The organism is Paludibacterium yongneupense DSM 18731 (assembly GCF_000422925.1).
Lineage (GTDB): Bacteria > Pseudomonadota > Gammaproteobacteria > Burkholderiales > Chromobacteriaceae > Paludibacterium > Paludibacterium yongneupense.
Map to the genome: position 1 here is coordinate 226,199 of NZ_KE383958.1, position 19,870 is coordinate 246,068.

At 61.0% G+C, this 19,870-nt stretch carries 22 protein-coding genes; 14 read left to right on the forward strand and 8 right to left on the reverse strand.

Annotated features, from left to right (window positions below):
• Positions 1-22: 22 nt before the first annotated feature.
• The 7 genes from infA (at position 23) to rplQ (ending at position 3,299) form a co-directional block, all read left to right on the forward strand.
• The gene (infA, locus tag G520_RS0117860) at positions 23-241 is read left to right on the forward strand and encodes a translation initiation factor IF-1 (RefSeq protein WP_028536850.1); all 219 of its coding nucleotides are present in this window, start codon (positions 23-25) and stop codon (positions 239-241) included.
• A 36-nt stretch (positions 242-277) separates the two neighbouring features.
• Positions 278-391: a 50S ribosomal protein L36 gene (gene rpmJ, locus G520_RS24630; RefSeq protein ID WP_003697674.1), complete on the forward strand. Its 114-nt coding sequence runs from the start codon at positions 278-280 to the stop codon at positions 389-391.
• A gap of 69 nt (positions 392-460) precedes the next feature.
• A complete protein-coding gene (rpsM, locus tag G520_RS0117865) occupies positions 461-823 on the forward strand; it encodes a 30S ribosomal protein S13 (protein WP_028536851.1) in 363 nt (120 codons plus the stop codon).
• Between the two features lie 17 nt (positions 824-840).
• Positions 841-1,236, forward strand: a complete 396-nt coding sequence (gene rpsK, locus G520_RS0117870) for a 30S ribosomal protein S11 (protein WP_028536852.1) — start codon at positions 841-843, stop codon at positions 1,234-1,236.
• Positions 1,237-1,253: 17 nt separating this feature from the next.
• The gene (gene rpsD / locus G520_RS0117875; RefSeq protein ID WP_028536853.1) at positions 1,254-1,874 is read left to right on the forward strand and encodes a 30S ribosomal protein S4; all 621 of its coding nucleotides are present in this window, start codon (positions 1,254-1,256) and stop codon (positions 1,872-1,874) included.
• 23 nt (positions 1,875-1,897) lie between these two features.
• Complete coding sequence (locus G520_RS0117880) at positions 1,898-2,881, forward strand: DNA-directed RNA polymerase subunit alpha (protein WP_028536854.1); 984 nt, start codon at positions 1,898-1,900, stop codon at positions 2,879-2,881.
• 25 nt (positions 2,882-2,906) lie between these two features.
• Positions 2,907-3,299, forward strand: a complete 393-nt coding sequence (rplQ, locus tag G520_RS0117885) for a 50S ribosomal protein L17 (protein WP_028536855.1) — start codon at positions 2,907-2,909, stop codon at positions 3,297-3,299.
• Between the two features lie 58 nt (positions 3,300-3,357).
• On the opposite strand, the gene G520_RS23355 is transcribed toward rplQ, so the two are convergent.
• The 3 genes from G520_RS23355 to G520_RS25105 are packed head-to-tail and all read right to left on the reverse strand — an operon-like array spanning position 3,358 to position 5,723.
• A complete protein-coding gene (locus G520_RS23355; protein ID WP_036666495.1) occupies positions 3,358-4,140 on the reverse strand; it encodes an MOSC domain-containing protein in 783 nt (260 codons plus the stop codon).
• Positions 4,131-5,528: an aminotransferase-like domain-containing protein gene (locus G520_RS0117895; RefSeq protein ID WP_028536856.1), complete on the reverse strand. Its 1,398-nt coding sequence runs from the start codon at positions 5,526-5,528 to the stop codon at positions 4,131-4,133. The genes G520_RS23355 and G520_RS0117895 overlap by 10 nt, the downstream gene beginning before the upstream one ends.
• A 6-nt stretch (positions 5,529-5,534) precedes the next feature.
• Positions 5,535-5,723 (reverse strand): hypothetical protein, encoded by a 189-nt coding sequence (locus G520_RS25105; RefSeq protein ID WP_156877012.1) that lies wholly within the window; start codon positions 5,721-5,723, stop codon positions 5,535-5,537.
• A 7-nt stretch (positions 5,724-5,730) separates the two neighbouring features.
• On the opposite strand from G520_RS25105, the gene G520_RS0117900 reads away from it, so the two are divergent.
• From G520_RS0117900 to G520_RS0117915, 4 genes are all read left to right on the forward strand, one after another.
• Positions 5,731-7,599: a methyl-accepting chemotaxis protein gene (locus G520_RS0117900; protein ID WP_051229501.1), complete on the forward strand. Its 1,869-nt coding sequence runs from the start codon at positions 5,731-5,733 to the stop codon at positions 7,597-7,599.
• Between the two features lie 191 nt (positions 7,600-7,790).
• Positions 7,791-9,110 (forward strand): omega-aminotransferase AptA, encoded by a 1,320-nt coding sequence (gene aptA, locus G520_RS0117905; protein WP_028536858.1) that lies wholly within the window; start codon positions 7,791-7,793, stop codon positions 9,108-9,110.
• Between the two features lie 9 nt (positions 9,111-9,119).
• Positions 9,120-10,607: a CoA-acylating methylmalonate-semialdehyde dehydrogenase gene (locus tag G520_RS0117910; RefSeq protein WP_028536859.1), complete on the forward strand. Its 1,488-nt coding sequence runs from the start codon at positions 9,120-9,122 to the stop codon at positions 10,605-10,607.
• A 218-nt stretch (positions 10,608-10,825) separates the two neighbouring features.
• Entirely contained in the window at positions 10,826-12,472 is a 1,647-nt protein-coding gene (locus G520_RS0117915) for a methyl-accepting chemotaxis protein (RefSeq protein ID WP_028536860.1), read from the forward strand.
• Here G520_RS0117915 and lnt read toward each other — a convergent pair.
• Genes lnt through miaB form a run of 5 tightly spaced genes read right to left on the reverse strand, consistent with a single transcriptional unit; the run spans position 12,436 to position 17,650 of the window.
• Positions 12,436-13,995, reverse strand: a complete 1,560-nt coding sequence (gene lnt, locus G520_RS23360) for an apolipoprotein N-acyltransferase (RefSeq protein ID WP_051229502.1) — start codon at positions 13,993-13,995, stop codon at positions 12,436-12,438. The genes G520_RS0117915 and lnt overlap by 37 nt on opposite strands.
• Before the next feature lie 3 nt (positions 13,996-13,998).
• Positions 13,999-14,853, reverse strand: a complete 855-nt coding sequence (locus G520_RS0117925) for a CorC family transporter (RefSeq protein ID WP_028536861.1) — start codon at positions 14,851-14,853, stop codon at positions 13,999-14,001.
• A gap of 4 nt (positions 14,854-14,857) precedes the next feature.
• A complete protein-coding gene (gene ybeY, locus G520_RS0117930; protein WP_028536862.1) occupies positions 14,858-15,373 on the reverse strand; it encodes an rRNA maturation RNase YbeY in 516 nt (171 codons plus the stop codon).
• Entirely contained in the window at positions 15,360-16,310 is a 951-nt protein-coding gene (locus tag G520_RS0117935) for a PhoH family protein (RefSeq protein WP_211222870.1), read from the reverse strand. The genes ybeY and G520_RS0117935 overlap by 14 nt, the downstream gene beginning before the upstream one ends.
• A complete protein-coding gene (gene miaB / locus G520_RS0117940) occupies positions 16,310-17,650 on the reverse strand; it encodes a tRNA (N6-isopentenyl adenosine(37)-C2)-methylthiotransferase MiaB (protein ID WP_028536864.1) in 1,341 nt (446 codons plus the stop codon). Before miaB ends, G520_RS0117935 begins: the two co-directional genes overlap by 1 nt.
• Positions 17,651-17,963: 313 nt before the next feature.
• On the opposite strand from miaB, the gene G520_RS0117945 reads away from it, so the two are divergent.
• From G520_RS0117945 to G520_RS0117955, 3 genes are all read left to right on the forward strand, one after another.
• Positions 17,964-18,263, forward strand: a complete 300-nt coding sequence (locus G520_RS0117945; protein WP_028536865.1) for a zinc ribbon domain-containing protein — start codon at positions 17,964-17,966, stop codon at positions 18,261-18,263.
• A gap of 77 nt (positions 18,264-18,340) precedes the next feature.
• Complete coding sequence (locus tag G520_RS0117950; protein WP_028536866.1) at positions 18,341-19,369, forward strand: LacI family DNA-binding transcriptional regulator; 1,029 nt, start codon at positions 18,341-18,343, stop codon at positions 19,367-19,369.
• Between the two features lie 47 nt (positions 19,370-19,416).
• Positions 19,417-19,870 (forward strand): glucose PTS transporter subunit EIIB (locus tag G520_RS0117955; RefSeq protein WP_028536867.1); only part of this gene is annotated, 454 nt, incomplete at its 3' end.

Below are 19,870 nucleotides of genomic sequence, written 5' to 3' on the forward strand. Positions count from 1 at the left end.
ACAACGATGCACGCTGGGTTGTATGGCTAAGGAAGACACCATCCAGATGCAAGGCGAGGTCCTGGAAATGTTGCCGAACGCAACTTTCCAGGTCCAGCTTGAGAATGGACACGTGGTACTCGGGCATATTTCAGGGAAGATGCGGATGCACTATATCCGCATCCTGCCTGGCGACAAGGTGACCGTGGAGTTGACTCCATACGATCTGACCCGCGCCCGAATCGTGTTCCGTGCAAAATAGCGCACTCGCTCTTTTTGAGTACTGAAAGGAACTGATATGCGAGTACAGCCGTCGGTAAAGAAAATTTGCCGTAACTGCAAAATCATCCGCCGCAATCGCGTAGTTCGCGTGATCTGCACGGACCCGCGTCACAAGCAAAGACAAGGCTAACATTGTTAGACCTGACTTTGCGTGTTACAATCGCAAACTTTTCAAGGTCTTAAGGCTTAAGGAAAGAGTATGGCCCGTATTGCAGGGGTAAATATCCCCAATCATGCGCATGCCGTTATCGGCCTGCAGGCAATTTACGGCATCGGTCAGACTCGTGCGCTGCAGCTTTGTGCTGCCGCAGGCGTCAATCCTTCCGTCAAGGTTAAGGATCTGAACGATGCTGAAATGGAAGCGCTTCGTACCGAAGTGGCAAAGTTCACCGTAGAAGGTGACCTGCGTCGCGAAGTTACGATGAGCATCAAGCGACTGATGGACATGGGCAGCTATCGCGGCCTTCGTCATCGTCGTGGTCTGCCGTGCCGCGGTCAGCGCACCCGTACCAATGCCCGTACCCGCAAGGGACCGCGCAAGCCGATCGCCGGCAAGAAGTAACTTAAGGAACACAGATAATGGCTAAAGCAAACACAGCTATTCGTGTACGTAAAAAAGTGCGCAAGAGTGTTAGCGAAGGTATCGTGCATGTGCACGCTTCGTTTAACAACACCATCATCACTATCACCGACCGCCAAGGCAATGCTTTATCTTGGGCTACCTCAGGCGGCGCTGGTTTTAAGGGCTCGCGCAAAAGTACACCCTTCGCCGCTCAAGTAGCTGCGGAGCACGCTGGTAAAGTTGCCCAAGAATATGGTGTGAAGAATCTCGAAGTTCGTATCAAGGGGCCAGGTCCGGGTCGCGAATCCGCCGTACGTGCTCTCAACGCGCTTGGTTTCAAGATTACCAGCATCTCCGACGTGACGCCGGTACCGCACAACGGTTGCCGTCCGCCCAAGAAACGTCGTATTTAATTCGGAGACTGTGAGACATGGCACGTTATATCGGCCCCAAATGTAAGCTCGCGCGTCGCGAAGGCACCGATCTCTTCTTGAAGAGCGCGCGTCGTGCACTGGATTCCAAGTGCAAACTGGACAGTATCCCGGGTCAGCATGGCGCTCGTAAGGGCCGCCTGTCCGACTACGGCGTCCAGCTGCGTGAAAAGCAGAAAATTCGTCGTATTTACGGTGTACTCGAGCGTCAATTCCGCAATTACTTTGCGGAAGCGGTTCGTCGCAAGGGCTCCACTGGCGAAAACCTGTTGAAGCTACTCGAGGCACGTCTGGACAATGTTGTATATCGCATGGGTTTTGGCTCCACGCGCGCTGAATCGCGTCAACTGGTAAGCCACAAAGCCATCGTTGTCAATGGCCAGGTTGTGAACATTCCGTCGTACCAAGTTAAGGTTGGCGACGTCGTAGCTATTCGCGAAAAAGCCAAGAAACAGGTCCGCGTCGCTGAAGCGCTGTCGCTGGCCGAGCAGGGCGGTTTCCCGTCCTGGGTCTCGGTCGATCCGAAGAAGATGGAAGGCGTTTTCAAGAACTCTCCGGAACGTTCCGAACTGTCTAGCGATATCAACGAACAGCTCGTTGTGGAATTCTACTCCAAGTAATCGCTAGATCTTAGGGAATGACTATGCAAAACAGCGCTTCGGAATTTCTGAAACCTCGTCTCATCGATGTACAGCCGGTTTCGGCTACGCACGCACGCGTGTCGATGGAGCCGTTCGAACGTGGCTATGCCCATACTCTGGGCAATTCGCTGCGCCGGATTCTCCTGTCGTCGATGCCGGGCTTTGCCCCGACCGAAGTGACCATCGCTGGCGTTTTGCATGAGTATTCCGCACTTGACGGTGTTCGGGAGGATGTTGTCGATATCCTCCTGAACCTCAAGGGTGTGGTGCTTAAGCTGCATGGTCGTGACAGCGTCGTTCTGACTCTCCGCAAAGAGGGCGAAGGCGACGTATTGGCTGGCGACATCGAGCTGCCGCATGATGTGGAAGTGATCAATCCGGAACACGTGATTGGCCATCTCTCCGTTGGCGGCAAGATCGAAATGGAAATCAAGATCGAAAAGGGACGCGGTTATCAGCCCGTTTCCGCTCGATCCAATCATGATGACAACCGTGCCATCGGTACCATCCAACTGGACGCATCGTTCTCGCCGGTTCGCCGTGTGAGCTATTCGGTGGAAAGCGCCCGTGTGGAGCAACGTACCGACCTCGACCGTCTGGTTCTCGATATCGAGACCAATGGCGTGATCGAACCGGAACAGGCGGTACGCAATGCCGCTCGCATCCTGATTGATCAGCTCTCCATTTTCGCCGACCTCCAGGGCACAGCGGTAGAAGAAGTTGTGGAAAAGGCGCCGCCGATCGATCCGATCCTGCTGCGCCCGGTCGACGATCTTGAACTCACGGTTCGTTCGGCCAACTGCCTGAAAGCCGAGAACATCTATTATATCGGCGACTTGATTCAGCGCACTGAGACAGAGTTGCTCAAAACGCCGAACCTCGGCCGAAAATCTCTTAACGAGATCAAGGAAGTTCTCGCCTCGAAGGGCCTTACTCTGGGCATGAAGCTCGAGAATTGGCCTCCGGCAGGGCTGGAAAAACCGTAAGGTTTGAGATAAAAGGATATCATCAATGCGTCATCGTTACAGTAATCGTAAACTGAACCGCACGACCAGCCATCGTCTGGCGATGCTGCGTAACATGGCTAACTCGCTGCTGCGTCACGAAGTTATCGTGACCACGCTGCCGAAGGCCAAGGAACTGCGTCGTGTGGCCGAGCCCCTGATCACGCTCGGCAAGAAGCCGTCGCTGGCTAACCGCCGTCTGGCGTTTGACCGTACCCGCGACCGCGACATCGTAGTCAAGCTGTTCGACGTACTGGGACCGCGCTTCACCACCCGTAATGGTGGTTATGTGCGTATCCTGAAGTACGGCTTCCGCAAGGGCGACAATGCTCCTCTGGCTCTGGTCGAGCTGCTGGATCGTCCCGAAGATGCCGTTGCAGTCGACGAATCGGCCGATTAAGTTGTGGTTCAAAAAAAGCCAGTCCCGTCCGGGGCTGGCTTTTTTCATTTCAGCTGCGCTATTCAAGTATTTCCACTTCGCTGCCGCATTCCAGGATTCCCTCGTTTCGCGCGACCAGATTGACCCCGAAGCAGACACCCTGTTCGCGTCTTCGCGTTCTGGCCAGAGTGCGCAACGGTTCGCCATCGGGGCTGCGCACGCCGCTGTCCGGCGATACGGTCGTGAGGACACAGCGCGTGCACGGCGAGGCGACATCGAACACGACCTCACCGATGCGCAGCTGTTTCCAGTTGTCTTCCTGATAGCTGCCGGTACCCGTGACAACGAGATTCGGCCGCATATGGCGAGCATCGATGGCATGCGCCAATTCACCATTCAGTGCGTCGAGCGAGGCCTGGTTGATCAACAGGTAGGGATAGCCATCAGCAAAGCTCAGCCCGGCATCGCCCGTTTTCTGTCGCCGCTCGCTGCTGCGTCCCAGCCACAGCAACTGGCAGGGAGTGGCCAGAAAGTCGCTGAACCACGCATCGACGGCGCTGTCGCCATGCCACGCGGCAAAGCTGTCTTTCCACACCTGCGTCTCGATCCGGCGCGTATAGACACTGCTCATCGCCACGCGTGGGGCTCGCCCCGGCGCTTCGAACAGTACGGCACCCGGTATCGGCGTGGCAACGACCCGCAGCAGGTGCGGAAATTCGCGCGCGGTGATAAAACTTCCATCGGGGCGGGCCAGCAGCCACTCGCGGTCATGGAGCAGCCCCTGCCTTCCGGCGTAAGCGCGCTGATAGCGTATCCCTTGCATGGACTTTGCAGGATGAACATAGAGTGAACTCAGGTGCATGGCATGTCTCCGCTGCGGGCTAGAAAGTCCCACAGGCGTGGCGATTGTGAAAAGGCGACGTTGAAACGCAACCAGGGCGAGGCGGCGCAGTGCGGACGGAACAGCCGGCCGGGCGCAAGCAAAATGTCCTCCTTCAGCGCGGCTTCGGCCAGAGGGTGGCTATCGGCGACACTCTGCGGCCGCGCGAACAGATAGACGCCGGCGCCAGGCCGCGCGAACACTTCCCAGCCAAGGGCATCGAAATGGCGTTCGGTCTGGTAATGGGCTTCAGCCAGACGGTTGCGCAGGCGCTCCAACTGGCGGCGGTAGTCGCGCTGTCCGAGGATGGCAAGCGCGAGCTGTTCGTTCAGTTCGGGGGTGGTGAGACCGGATAGCATCTTGAAGCGCACCAGTGACTCGCACAGAGACTCGGCCGCACAGATATACCCGACGCGCAGGCCGGGGGACATCGATTTGGAAAAACTGCCGATATACACCACGCGTTCGGCGCCGCCGAGCGCCGCCAGGGTCAGCGCCCGGTTGGGGCTGAGGTCGGCGGAGACATCGTCTTCGATCAGCAGAAAGTCATTTTGCTCGGCGAGCGCAACGACCTGGTGCGCGACGGCAGGGCTGTAGCTGGCGCCGGTAGGGTTGTGTAAGCGCGGATTGGTAAAATAGGCTCGAGGTCTATGCTGAGTCAGCAGTTGCTTGAGTGCCCCGATATCGGGGCCGGTCGCCGTCCAGGGGACGCCTACCAGATGGAAGCCGCGATAGGTGAGGCTGGACAGCAGATTGCAATAGGCGGGGTCGTCCACCAGCAGGGTGTCGCCTGCGCGCGCGATGGTTGCCGCTACCATCTCCAGCGCCTGACTTGCCCCCTGGGTCAGAATGAACGAAGCGGCGGTTGCGCTCATGCCTTGTTCCGTAATGCGCTGGGCAAGCAGCTGGCGCAGCGGCAGCAGACCTCTGGGGTCGCCGTAGTCGAGTCGCGCCATGCCGTCGCGCGCCATGCTGCGCAGCGCCCGGTTCAATGCTTCGGCATCGTACCACTGGGCCGGAAGCCAGCCACCCCCTGCGGCGATGCCGCGCTCGGCGTGTTCGTAGACCTTGTGCAGCAGCCAGTGTTCGTCAATCGGCAAGTCGCTCAAGCTTCGGCCTATGGGTGCCGGCACCGCCGGGCGCGCAAGCACATAGAAGCCGGAACCGGGGCGGGACTGGATATGGCCCTGCGTCAGTAGCCTGTCGTAAGCGTCAGCCACCGTAAACGTACTGACGCCCAGCTCGGCCGCCTGGCGGCGGATGGACGGCAAGCGGGCCCCGGGCGGCAACTGGCCGGACTTGATCGCACTGCAAATTGAGGCGCACAAGCGTTCAACCAGCGTTGGGGTTGCTTTATTCCATACCGTCATAATAAATCAATATTTTACCGAGTATTCTGATAAGGCATAGGTTTTAAGGGCTTTTGCCCAGTAAAGCGATGCTTCAGCTGTCGTGGTGCAGGTAATATTCAAAAAATTAAAAGTGCCGGTCAGCGTCGCGGCGGAGGATAGCCGATGGCCGCTGCCAGGTTCACTATTACAAAGGAAGAGGGAGGTGTAAAGCATGCGCTCCATGAGAACAAAACTGATTATATTGATGGCGGCACTGCTGAGCCTGTTGGGCCTTGCCCTGAGCGGCATGGTGTACAGCCAGATGCGCATGGCGATCATCCAGGGGCTGGATAATGAATTGTCCAGTACCGCGCAGGGCTATGTGACCTTTGTGCAGGATTGGTATAACAGCAAGTTGCAGGTCATCAAGGCCGGCAACGTCCTGCTCGAAGCGCCGGATCCCATGACGCCGCTTGGGCATTTGAACGAAGCCGGCGGTTTTGCGCTGACCTATATCGGAACCGCGGATCATCGCATGATCCGCTCCGACCGCAAGCCGCAACCGGCCGGTTACGACCCCGTCGCCCGCCCCTGGTATCAGGAAACCGCGGCCAGCGGCAAGGCTGGCGTCTCTGAGCCCTATGTCGATTTCGATACCAAGAAGCTCGTCGTCACATTCGTGTCGCCGGTCGGTGCGGGCGGTACGCTCAAGGCCGTCGTCGGGGGCGATATCTTTATCGACGATCTGGTCAAGACCGTGCTGTCGATCAAGCTGCGCGGCAACGGCTTTGCCTTTCTGGTCGACAAGTCCGGCAAGGTCATTGCACACCCGCAGCAGGAGTTGACGCTCAAGCCGTTGCAGGCCGCAATGCCCGAGCTGACGGCCGAGGCGATCGCCAAGGCCAGCGCCGGCAGCGATATGAGCGAGGCGAGCATGAACGGCAAGGCCTTGTATGTGCGCCTGGTCCCTATCCAGGGTACGAACTGGGTGCTGGGGCTTGCGGTGGAAAAGAACCTGGTTCTCGCGCCGCTGACCAAGCTGTTATTCAGTGTGATCGGCATTGGGGTGCTGCTGCTTGTCATTCTGTTGCCGCTGGCCGGGATGGCATTGGCCGGAATGCTGAGTGGACTGCGCCGCTTGAATCTGGCCATGAAGGAAATCGCTCAGGGTGAAGGCGACCTGACCCGCCGGATCGAGGTTGCGGGCAAGGACGAGATCGCAGAAACCGCCCATGCGTTCAATAATTTCATCGCGCAATTGCAGCAGATGTTTGCCGCGGTCAAGGGCGAGGCCGAAAACGTGGTCGACGGGGTGCAACAGGTTTCGTCGACGGTGCAGACGGTGGCCGACGATTCGCGCCAGATTTCCGATGTCTCCAGTGGCAATGCCGCAACGCTCGAGCAGATCACCGTCAGTATTTCGCATATCGCGGACGCCGCGCGCGAGGCGGATGATCTGGTTCGTCATGCCGGTACCGTGTCGGAAGGCAGTGTGCAGGACATCGAGCGCATTTCGTCCGAAATGACGCATACCGTGGGCGCCGTCAAGGGCTTGTCGTCGATGTTGTCGACGCTGGACAAGCGCTCCCAGCAGATCAGCGGCATCACCAATGTGATACGGGATATCGCCGACCAGACCAATCTGCTGGCGCTCAATGCGGCGATCGAAGCGGCGCGAGCAGGGGAGGCGGGCCGCGGCTTTGCCGTGGTCGCGGACGAAGTGCGCAAGCTGGCCGAACGTACCGCACAGGCCACCCTGGAGATCACGAGCATGGTCGATTCGATTCGCGGCGAGACCAGCCAGGCTGTCGACACCATGCAGCTCACGCTCGACTCGGTTGACGGCGGCGTCGAGCTGACCCAGAGCGCCGTGCAGCGCATCAGTGAAATCCGTGGCGTGATGCAGGATGTCATGGCCAAGATGAGTCAGATTTCCCTGTCTACCAGCGAGCAACACAATGCGACGACCGCTATCGCGCAGAGTACCGAGCGTATCAACGGACGCATCGTGGATAGCGACAATTCGTTGCAGCAGGTGCATGGCACGCTGTCCTCGCTTACACAAACGGCGAACAAGATGCGCGAGACGTTCGCCCGCTTCCATCTCTGAGACATCGTACGGCTTCAGTAAATCCACGCCGCGGACTTCGGCCCGCGGCGTTTTTGCGTGTGCAGCGGACGGCTGTACAGGGAATGCGACCGGGACAGTTCGGCGCGCACGCGACATGGCGTATCTGTTGCTGTCCCCTGAGTACGCCTACATTGGATGCATTCGCCTGCGGGCGCTCAGGGAGATTTCTGATGTCGGAGCCGAATCTTGATGCTTTGTGGATGCCGTTCACCGCCAACCGCCAATTCAAGGCGGCCCCGCGGATGCTGGTGGCAGCCGATGGCGTGTACTACACCGACGATGCGGGCCGCAGCGTGCTGGACGGGACATCCGGGCTGTGGTGCGTCAACGCCGGGCATAACCGGCGTCCCATCGTCGAAGCGGTGCAGCGGCAGGTCGCGTGTCTGGATTACGCCCCGCCGTTCCAGATGGGGCACCCGCTCGCGTTCGAAGCGGCGACGGCGCTGGCCGAGATGGCGCCGACGGGGCTGGATCGTGTCTTTTTTGTCAATTCGGGCTCCGAAGCCGCCGAGACGGCCCTCAAGATCGCATTGTCCTATCACCGTGCCCGTGGCGAGGCCGGGCGCGTCAAGTTGATCGGGCGCGAGCGGGGCTACCACGGCGTCAATTTCGGAGGGATGGCGGTCGGCGGGATCGCCGGTAACCGCAAGCATTTTTCCGTCGGCTTGCCCGGCATCGACCATCTGCGCCACCCGCTGGATATTGCGCGGAATGCTTTTAGCACGGGCTTGCCGCTCTTTGGCGCGGAACTGGCCGAAGAGTTTGAACAGCGTCTGCTTACGCTGCACGATCCCTCCACGGTCGCCGCTTTGATCGTCGAGCCGATGCAGGGCTCGGCCGGTGTGATCCTGCCCCCGGTCGGGTATTTGCGCCGCTTGCGCGAGATCTGCGACAAATACGGAATTTTGCTTATCTTTGACGAAGTAATTACCGGCTTCGGTCGGCTTGGCGCCGACTGGGCCAGCAATCTGTTTGCCGTGAAGCCGGATCTGCTGACCTGCGCCAAAGGGCTGACCAACGGCATGGTTCCCATGGGCGCGGTGCTGGCGCGGCGCGATATCCACGATACCTTGCTGGCCGCTTCCGCCCAGCCGTCTGCCGTCGAGTTCCCGCATGGCTATACCTATTCCGCTCACCCGTTGGCATGCGCTGCCGCATTGGCAACATTGCGTCTTTACCGCGACGAGGCGCTGTTCCAGCGCGGCGCCGACCTGGCGCCCGGTTTCGGCGAGGCCGCGCATGCGTTGCGCGGCCTGCCGAATCTGCGCGACATCCGCAATCTGGGGCTGGTTGCCGGCATCGAGCTGGAACCACGCCCTGGCATGCCGGGACAGCGCGGTTATGAGGTATTTCTCAAGTGCTGGGAGCGTGGGGTGCTGGTGCGACAAACCGGTGACATCATCGCCGTTTCGCCGCCGCTGATTTACGAGGCCAGCCATGTCGATCGACTTTTTTCTACCCTGGCCGATGCCTTGCGTGCCACTGAATAGGATTCTGCGATGCCAACACTAGGTCATTTCATGGCGGGACGGATTTGCCCCGGCACCAGCGGGCGCCACGTCGACGTCTACGACCCGTCCGCTGGTGAGGTGGTGGCACAGCTTGCGCTGGCCGACGAAGGCGAGGCCGATGCCGCCGTGGCGTGCGCGCGTGCGGCTTTGCCTGCCTGGTCGGCGCTGCCGCCGTTGCGACGTGCACGCGTGCTGTTTCGTTTCAGGGAACTGCTGGAGCAGCAGCGCGAGACTCTCGCACGATTGATCTCGCGGGAGCATGGCAAGCTGGTTTCGGATGCGTTGGGCGAGGTGGCGCGCGGACTCGAGGTCGTGGAGTTTGCCTGCGGTATTCCACAGTTATTGAAAGGGGAGATTACCGAGCAGGTCGGCAGCGGAGTCGATGCCTATACTGTACGCCAGGCGCTGGGGGTGGTGGTCGGGATCACGCCGTTCAATTTTCCGGCGATGGTCCCGCTGTGGATGTTTCCGCTTGCGCTGGCCTGCGGCAATACCTTCGTGCTCAAGCCTTCCGAGCGCGCTCCGTCGGCGGCCCTGTTTCTGGCTGAACTGTTGCGCGAAGCCGGCCTGCCCGACGGCGTCTTCAATGTCGTGCAAGGCGACAGGCACGCGGTCGACGCGTTACTCGTTCATCCCGATGTCGCTGCCGTCAGCTTTGTCGGCTCGACCCCTGTCGCGCGGCATGTCTACGAGACCGGCACTCGGCACGGCAAGAGGGTGCAAGCGCTGGGCGGAGCCAAGAATCACATGGTCGTGATGCCGGATGCCGACCTGGAGCAGGCGGTTTCGGCGCTGATCGGGGCCGCCTTCGGTTCGGCTGGCGAGCGCTGCATGGCGATCTCGGTGGCGGTGGCGGTCGGGGATGGGGCGGATGCGCTGTTGGAGAAACTGGCGGCGCGGGTGCGTGCGATCAAGGTCGGGCATGGCGACGATGCCAGCGCCGAAATGGGCCCGCTGATCACCGCCGCCCACCGCGACTCGGTGCTCAGGCATGTCGATCACGCGCTTGCGCAGGGCGCGCATCTGGTGGTCGACGGTCGTGCTTACCGACATCCTGGGCGCGAGAACGGATTTTTCATGGGGCCATGCCTGTTTGATGCCGTGACGCCGGACATGGATGTCTATCGCGAGGAATTATTCGGTCCGGTACTGGCCATTGTCCGGGTGCCTGATTTCGAATCGGCCCTGCGTTTGGTGAACGGGCATGCGTTTGCTAATGGCACCAGTATTTTCACGCGTTCCGGCGGCGCGGCGCGCGAATTCGCGCACCGGGTCGAAGTCGGCATGGTCGGGGTCAATGTGCCGCTGCCGGTGCCCATGGCCTTCCACAGTTTTGGCGGTTGGAAAGCATCCCTGTTCGGCGACGTGCATATGCATGGCCCCGAAGGGGTACGCTTCTACTCGCGGCACAAGGCGGTGACGACGCGCTGGCCGGAAGCGCTCGGAGCCGAGTTTGCGATGCCGGTAAATCGATGAGTGTCCCTCCCGCCCCGCCGAGGGGCGGGATATTAGCGGTGCACCTGTCTGTGCACGAGCCAGCCGGCCCATGGGGCCGGTTTTTTTGGGCTTTGAAGCCGGAGAATTCCATGTCGCAAGCGCGGCTTGCCTATTTCTCTTTACAGAATTTCATATCATGGTCGTTATACTGATGGGAGTGGCGTATTACAAAGAAAAAATTCAAATTGGGGGGCGGTATGAATCGGTTTAATCGGATGACCTTGCGGGGACAGTTGCTGGGCCTGGTCGCTGCGGCGATGTTGCTGATCTGTGGTCTGGGCGCGGTCAGTCTGTTTCACCAGCGAGCGTCGATGCTGTCCAGTCGTCAGGAACAGGTTCGTAACCAGGTCGACGTGGCGGCGACTCTGGTGAGGAATTTTGAAGATCAGGCCGCTAGCGGCCGGCTCGGGGAGGCGCAGGCTCAGGCTTTGGCGGCGGGGGCGTTGTCGGCGATACGGTATGATAATGGCAATTATTTCTTCGTAATAAATTACGACTTTACTCATTACGTTGTGATCGGGCCCAAGCCGGCCCTGGTCGGCAGCGACCCGCATAATCTCAAGGATCCCTCGTCCGGTCAAAGCATCGGTGCGTTGTTTGCGCAAGCGATGGAGCAGGGCGGGGGCAAAGGCTATATCAACTATTATTTTCCGCGGGCCGGTTCGGAACTGCCGCAGCCCAAGATTGCCTATATCACCACTTCGGAGCGCTGGCACTGGCGCATCGGTACCGGCATGTATGTGGATGATGTCGATGCCCTTTTCTTTCACGCCCTATGGCGTTTCGCTGCCGAGATGGTGGTCGTATTGCTGCTGATGCTGGGCATGAGCATGCTGTTGATTCGAAATATCCTGCGTCAGCTCGGTGCCGATCCCTTGGTGACGACGGTCGTGGTGCAGCGCATTGCCAGTAATCAGCTGGATGAAGAAGTGGTGCTGGCGGCAGGGGATCAGAGCAGCTTGCTCGCGTCGGTGGCGAATATGCAGCAGCAGCTGCGCAAACTGGTCCGCGAGATTTCGATGAGCTCCAAGCGTTTGTCCTCGACGAGCGCGCATGTGACGGAGAATGCGGTAGCTGTCGCGCAGGGGTCCGAACAGCAGAGCCAGGCGGCGGCATCGATGGCGGCGGCGGTCGAGCAACTGACGGTCAGCATCCAGCATATATCGGACAATGCCAACGATGCGCGGAATTTGTCGGAGGTGTCCGGTCAGCAATCGCAAGAGGGAAGCGACGTTATCGCGCAGGCGGCGCAGGAAATGCGGCGCATCCACGAATCGGTCGGCAATACGGCGGGCACGATAGGGCAGTTGGCGGACAAGGTGCAGCGAATTTCGACCATCATGCAGGTCATCCGCGACATTTCGGACCAGACCAATCTGCTGGCGCTGAATGCCGCGATCGAGGCGGCACGCGCGGGCGAGACCGGACGCGGCTTTGCCGTGGTGGCGGATGAAGTGCGCAAACTATCGGAACGCACCGGCACGGCGACGCAGGAAATTGCCGGTATGATTGCCGATATCCAGAGTAGCTCGCAGACGTCGCATCAGTATATGGGGGAGGCGGTCGAGCGGGTTGGCGCCGGCTTGGCGCTGGCCGAGCAAGGCGGTGTTGCCGTCGCCCGCATCCGGGAGAGCGCGATGGCGGTGGTGCAAGCCGTCAACGAGATTTCCGGTTCCCTGGCCGAGCAGGGCAAGGCCAGCCAGGAAATCGCGCAGCTCGTCGAAAAGATCGCACTAAGCAGCAGCAATAACGCGACGGCTTCGGCCACCGTGTCCGAAGCCGTCGTCGAGATGCGCGGTCTGTCCGATCAATTGCGCGAGCTGGTGTCGCGTTTCCGGCTGTAAGCCGGCACGCGGGCGCTGCGGGGCAGGCGCCAGGCGAGCAGCAACATGAGCAACGCCACGATCAGCGTCGGGGCGTTGCCGCTTCTCATGTATGGCGTGAGCCCGCGCCGCCCCTCCACCTGTCCTTCCAGTACCTGGCGCGAGAACGGCGCCGCGACTTCCGAGACCTCGCCATTGGGCAGAATGATCCCCGTCATGCCGGTATTGGTCGCGCGCAGCATATAGCGCCCCGTTTCCAGCGCACGTGTCTGCGACATCTGCAAATGCAGGCTGGCCGCGCTGCTTTTGCCGAACCAGGCCAGGTTGCTGACATTGGCGAGCAAGGTGGCGTGCGCGGCAGGACCGATCAATTCTTCACCGAAGCTGTCCTCGTAGCAGATATTGAACGCGACCTGCTGTCCGGCCAGCGTCAAAGGGGGCTGGTCGGCGCCGCCGCGGCTAAAACCGGACATCGGCATATTCATGAAGCGGTAGATCCAGCCGGTCAACGCCGGCAGGGGAATGAACTCGCCGAAGGGGACCAGATGGTCCTTGGCATAGCCGGGCAAGCCGACTTCGGTCGGGGCCACGACCGCATTGTAATAGTGCTGCCCGTCGGGACTCTGGCGTACCACGCCGAGCGCAACCGCCATGCCGTGCCGCTGTGCGTCGCCGGCCAGCATGGACAAATAGCCGGGCGGCAGTTGCTCGAGGAAGACTGGCAGCGCCGTTTCAGGAAGGATCATCAGGTCGGCGCGCGTCTCGGCGACCTGGCGATAGTAAAGCTCCAGCGTCGATTGGTAGGAAACCGGATCCCACTTGATGCTTTGCGGAATATTGCCTTGTGCGAGCGCTACCGTCAGCGGCTTACCGACCGGTTCGGTCCAACTGATGGATTTCAGGGCGCTGCCGGCAAGAGCGATTGCGGCTATTCCCCCCGCCAGTGCGATGCGGCGGCGCCAGTCGGGGGGCACGGGGCGGCCTGTGCGCCAGCGCCAGTCCGTCAAGGCCAGCGTGGCGAGCAGTCCGGAAAGCAGGGCGAGCAGCAGGCTGACCCCATAGATGCCGGTGACGGGCGCGAAGCCGGCCAGCGGGCTCTCCGTGATTTGCGAGTACGCGATCTGGCCCCAGGGGAAGCCGGTGAACAGGACGCCGCGCAGCCATTCGCCGAGCAGCCAGGAGGCGGGAAAAACCAGTGACCAGCGGGTAAGCGGGGTGTGCCCCAGTCGTGCGGCGACGCGAACCGCCAGTGCGGGATAGAGCGCCAGATAACCGGGCAGCAGGGCCGTCAGCGGCAGCGCCAGCCAGGATGGCATGTCGGCGATGTCGTGCAGGCTGTTGTATACCCAGTGAAAGTTGCCGAGATAGGCTGCGGCTCCCCACAAATAACCGCAGGCAAACGCGCGGTCGCGATTTTTTTCGACGATCCAGGCCAGGGCCGCGAGCGACAGCGGCATCAGCCAGAAAAGGCGCCACGGGGCAAAGGCGAACAGGGTGGCGGCGCCGGCAAGCGTGGCGGCGAGGCAGGACGGAAAGGTACGCATCGGCTAGTGGCTGTCCGGTCGTTCGGTGCTGAAATGGATTTTTTCCACCAGCAGGGTGTGCAGACGACGGCTGTCGGCTTTTAGCACGGTAAAGCGCAGTCCCTCCACATCGCAGGTTTCGCCGCGTTTCGGGACGGTGCCGCAGACTGACATCACAAGCCCGCCGACCGTGTCCAGCTCGGTATCCGGGAAGCGGGTGTCGAAGTAGGCGTTGAAATTGTCGATCTGGGTCAGGGCGCTGACGCGGTAGCGCTGGCCACGCACCGGTACGATAAGTTCTTCTTCGCCTTCCGGGTCGAACTCGTCCTCGATATCGCCGACGATCTGCTCGATCACATCTTCGATGGTGACCAGGCCGGCGACACCGCCGTACTCATCGACCGCAATGGCCAGATGGTTGCGCGTGCTGCGGAAATCGGTGAGCAGCACGTTCAGCGGTTTGGTCTCGGGTACAAAGATCGGGGGGCGCAGGACATCGGCCAGGCTGAAGGTTTCGGGATTGTGAAAATAGCGGAGCAAGTCCTTGGCCAGCAGGATGCCGATGACATCGTCGCGATCGTTGCCGATGACGGGGAAGCGCGAGTGTCCGCTGTTGATGACGGTGGGCAGCAGGCTTTCTATCGCCTCGTCCTGCCGGATGACGTCGATCTGACTGCGCGGGATCATGACGTCGCGCACCATCAACTCGCTGACCGACAGTACACCTTCTATCATTCCGAGCGCGTCGGCGTCGAGCAGGTTGCGCTCGAATGCCGCGTGCAATTGTTCAACCAGCTGCTCCCTGTCTTCGGGTTCGCGCAGCAGCAGAGCGGAAAGGCGCTCCAGCCAACTGGGTCTGGGCTTGCCGGGGTCTTCCATGTGTTCAGGCTTTCTCCATGGCGTAGGGATCGGAATATCCTAACCGAAGCATGATGACAGTTTCCAGTGCTTCCATGATTTGAGCCTCGTCATCCTCTTCGTGGTCGAAGCCCTGCAAATGCAACATGCCGTGTACCACAAGATGGGCATAATGCGCGCTTAGGGCGATGCCCTGAGCGGTCGCCTCGCTGGCAACGACGTCGGTGCTCAGCACGATGTCGCCGAACAGATCCTGTCCGGTGGCGTACCCCTCGTCTTCGTCCTCATGCAGGGCAAAGGTCAGGACATTGGTGGCGTAGTCCTTGCCGCGGAAGTCGCGGTTGAGGGCGCGCGCCTCATCGGCGGCGACCAGGCGCAGGTTGACTTCGGCGTTGCTGCGGCCCGGCCGCAAGGCGGCGAGTGCCCAGCGCGTCAGGTCCGCCGCCGAGGGCAGGCCGTCGGCCGCCGTGGCGAACTGGATGCTCAGGGTCAGCCGTTCGGCGGCCTGCCGTACCGGATTATAACGTTTAGCTCTTTTCATTTTCCCAGGCTTCGTAGGCGTCGACGATTTTCTGCACCAGTGGATGGCGCACCACATCTTCGCTAGTGAAATGATGGAAGTGGATGCCGCGGACCGTCCCGAGGATGTTTTCCACTTCGACCAGGCCGCTTTTCTGATTGCGCGCCAGGTCGATCTGCGTCACGTCGCCGGTAATGACCGCGCGCGAGCCGAAGCCGATGCGCGTCAGGAACATTTTCATCTGTTCCGGCGTGGTGTTCTGCGCTTCGTCCAGAATGATGAATGCGTTGTTGAGCGTACGGCCGCGCATGTAGGCGAGCGGCGCGATCTCGATCAGGTTTTTTTCAAGCAGGCGGATCACACGGTCGAAGCCCATCAGGTCGTGCAGCGCGTCGTACAACGGACGCAGATAGGGGTCGACTTTCTGCGCAAGGTCGCCGGGCAGGAAGCCGAGCTTTTCGCCGGCTTCCACCGCCGGGCGCACCAGCACGATGCGCTTGATCTGGTCGCGTTCCATCGCGTCGACGGCGCAGGCTACCGCCAGATAGGTTTTGCCGGTCCCGGCGGGGCCGATGCCGAAGGTTATGTCGTGCTCGCGGATCGCCGTGATGTAGCGGCTCTGGCGCAGCGTCCTGCCGCGCAGTTCGCCGCGGCGGGTATGCAGCACCGGTGCTTCATCCTCGCTGTCCGTGCCAGTGTTCTGGCGCGCTTCGACCAGGCCGAGCTGAATGTCGTCGATGTCGAGTGCGCGTTTCTCTGCCTGCAGGTAGCAGCGCGTCAGCAGCTCGATCGCGCGGCGGGCCTGCTCGCCCTTGACGCGAAAGCTTTCGCCGCGCCGGACAATGCTGACGTCGAGGCCGACTTCGATTTGTTTCAGGTTCTCGTCGAGCGGCCCGCACAGGCTGGCGAGCCGTTCGTTATCGACAGGGGTAAAGCTGATATGCTCGGTTTGCAAAATCACTCCACGGCAGGATCTGCGACGACCGCTTCGCCGATGAGCGAGTGCGGGTTCGCATCGGTAATGACGACATCTATCGTGCTCTTGATCAGTCGCGGATGGCCTGCGAAGTTGACCACCCGGTTATTCAGCGTGCGGGCCGCGAGCATGCCTTCGTCCCGGCGTGCCACGCCCTCGACCAGCACCCGCTGGACTGTCCCCACCATGCCCTGATTGATGCTGAACACCTTGGTCTCGATCAGGCGATTGAGCGCTTCCAGCCGGCGCACCTTCTCCTCGTGCGGGGTGTCGTCGGCCAGGTTGGCGGCGGGCGTGCCGGGGCGCGAGCTGTAGATATACACATAGCTCAGGTCGAAGCCCACATCGGCGACCAGTTTCAGTGTCGCGTCGAAGTCGGCTTCGGTTTCGCCGGGAAAACCGACGATGAAATCGGAGCTCAGGCACAAGTCGGGGCGTACCGCGCGCAATTTGCGAACGATGGACTTGTACTCCAGCGAGGTATAGCCGCGCTTCATCGCCATCAGGATGCGGTCGGAGCCGCTCTGCACCGGCAGGTGCAGGTGCGAAACGAGTTTCGGCAGCGTAGCGAAGCACTGGATCAGCCGTTCGGTAAACTCGCGAGGGTGGCTGGTCGTGAAGCGCAGGCGCTCGACGCCGGGAATGGCGTGCACATACTCGAGCAGCAGGGCGAAATCGGCGATTTCGCCATCGGCCATTTCGCCGCGGTAGGCATTGACGTTCTGACCGAGCAGGGTGATTTCCCTCACGCCCTGCTGCGTCAGTCCGGCCACCTCGGCCAGTACATCGTCGAAGGGGCGGGAGACTTCTTCGCCACGCGTGTAAGGCACCACGCAGTAGGAACAGTACTTCGAACACCCCTCCATGATGGAGACAAAGGCCGCGCCGCCTTCGACCCGCGCTGGCGGGATGTGGTCGAATTTTTCGATTTCGGGGAAGGAAATATCGACCTGTGCGCGCCCGCTCGCCCGGCGCGTCCTGATCAGGTCGGGCAGCCGGTGCAAGGTTTGCGGCCCGAACACCACGTCAACGTAGGGGGCGCGTTTGATGATGGTTTCACCTTCCTGCGAGGCCACGCAGCCGCCTACGCCGATGAGCAGGTCGGGGCGGTCTTCCTTCAACTGCCGAACACGGCCGAGATCCGAAAACACCTTTTCCTGTGCTTTTTCGCGGACCGAGCAGGTGTTGAACAGAATGACGTCGGCTTCTTCCAGATTGTCGGTTCTGACCATCGCTTCGGACTGCGCCAATACGTCGACCATTTTGTCCGAGTCGTATTCGTTCATCTGGCAGCCGAACGTCTTGATGTATACCTTTTTCATTTACAGCGCTTCCAACGTGGGTTGCGGCGAAGCGCAGGCCTCGCCCTGACACCGGGTCGTGAGTCTAGCAGCAAAAAAGCCCGCTGAGCGGGCGGGGGTGGGCGCGAAATCTTCCATGCACGGCGTTCACGTGTCATGGCTGCGCCACAAGCCGCTGATTATACAACACTAATCAGATATGTGACGACTGCGGGCCGTTTGGCGAGGCGAGTTTGTCTGATCTTGAACAGAAGCGGATTTTTCCTGTTGGTTATTATGTTGTTTGAATAGCTGGTGGCGGACGGCTCGGCGTCCACCCGACCCAGGAGGACCCATGCTGTGCCCTGATTGCGGAAGTCGCGTCGACCCCCCTCGCAAAGTGTGCCCGCACTGCCAGGCTGACCAAGCAGAAGACCACCTTTTTGCCCTGTCGTTTTGGACTGCCGGCCTGCCTGGCGCGCTGAGCGGTTCGATTCTGTGTGTGATGCTGGACTGGCCGCCATTTGCCGGGTGCATCGCCGGTGTCTTCGCCGGCATCGCCATCTTCGCCATCGGCCGGCGTGTGCTCGGCCACGATGGCATGGATGCGCCGGCCCTGGTGCGGCAACCGCCGGATGGCAATTGGCGGGAATGACACAAGAAGGGAGCGGGGAGGGGCCGATGCCGTTTTGATGCATTGACAACTGCGGCAGTGAACGATAGCCTGCTGTTATGGAAACGATACCATATCCGGTGACACGCATCCGCGACGTGGCCAGTCTGGCCAAGACGTCTGTCTCGACGGTGTCGCGCGTGCTCAATAATTCAGGCTATGTCAAAGCCGAGGTGCGCGCCCGCATCGAGGCGGTGATTGCCGAGACCGGTTATGTCCCCAGCTCGCTGGCCAAGGATCTGCAGCGGCAGCAGTCGAGCCTGGTGGGGGTCATCATTCCAAAAATCAATTCTTACACTTCGGGCGAGATGGTTGCCGGCCTGTCGTCGGTTCTGAGCGAGCAACGCTACAGTGTGCTGCTGGCGAGCACGGATAACCATCCGCAGTCCGAGCTCGAGTCGCTCAAACTGTTCCGCGAGAAGCGTGTCAACGGCGTGTTGCTGCTGGGGACCGAATTGAGCGAAGCACACCGCCTGGCGATGGCGCAGATGCCGGTTCCGGTCGTGGTCATTGCGCAGGATGCCGCACGTCATGGTATCAGCAGCGTACTGCAGGACGAGCGCGCGGCGGCGGCGGCACTGACCCGTTACCTGCTGTCCTGCGGCCACCGCCGCATCGGCCTGCTCGGCGTGCACGAATTCGACATCCAGGTCGGGGTAGAGCGCAAGCAGGGTTTTCTCGACGCATTGCGCGAAGCCGGGGTCGAAGCCGATCCCGGCTTGATGATCCAGGGCGGCTTCGACTTCCAGTCCGCGGCGCGGGGGGTCGATCGCATCCTGGACCAGGGGCGGGCGCCCAGTGCGATCCTGGCGGTGACCGACCGTCTGGCCGTCGGTGCGATCAGCCGGCTGGCCGAGCGCGGGATCGTCGTTCCCGCGCAGATGTCGGTGGCCGGGATGGGGGATATCGACTTGGCCGCCGTGTTTCAGCCGCGCATCACCACGATTCGCTACGATTATTTCCAGACCGGGGCGCGGGCGGCCTCTTTGCTGGTTGATGCGATGCAGGGCGCGGTCGCTGCCGCGCAGAAAATCATCATGGGTTATCAGTTACAAATTCGCGATAGTGTCCGTACCGTCGGCGGGTGAGTTTTTTTTTCGTCACGGCATGGTAACGATACCACAAGGAGTTCGACATGGATCATCAACAGACGGCCGCGGCGATTCTGCCGCTGGTCGGCGGTGCGGACAATATCGTCAGCGCCGCCCATTGCGCGACGCGCCTGCGGCTGGTGCTGCAGGACGACGGGCTGATTCAGAAATCGGCGCTCGACGGGCTGGAAGCGGTCAAGGGCAGCTTCATCAACGGCGGGCAGTTGCAGGTGGTGATCGGACAGGGCGCCGTGAACAAGGTGTACGAGGCCTTCATCGAGCTGGCCGGGGTCAGCGCGTCGACGACGCAGGACAACAAGAACGCGGCGGCGTCGCAGCTCAACCCGGCGCAGCGCTTTGCGCAGATGCTGTCCAATATCTTCGTCCCCATCATCCCGGTGATCGTGGCCTGCGGCCTGCTGATGGGGGTGATCGGCATGTCGAAGACGCTGGGCTGGGCGAGCGATACGCCGCTGCTGCAGCTGCTGGACATGTTCT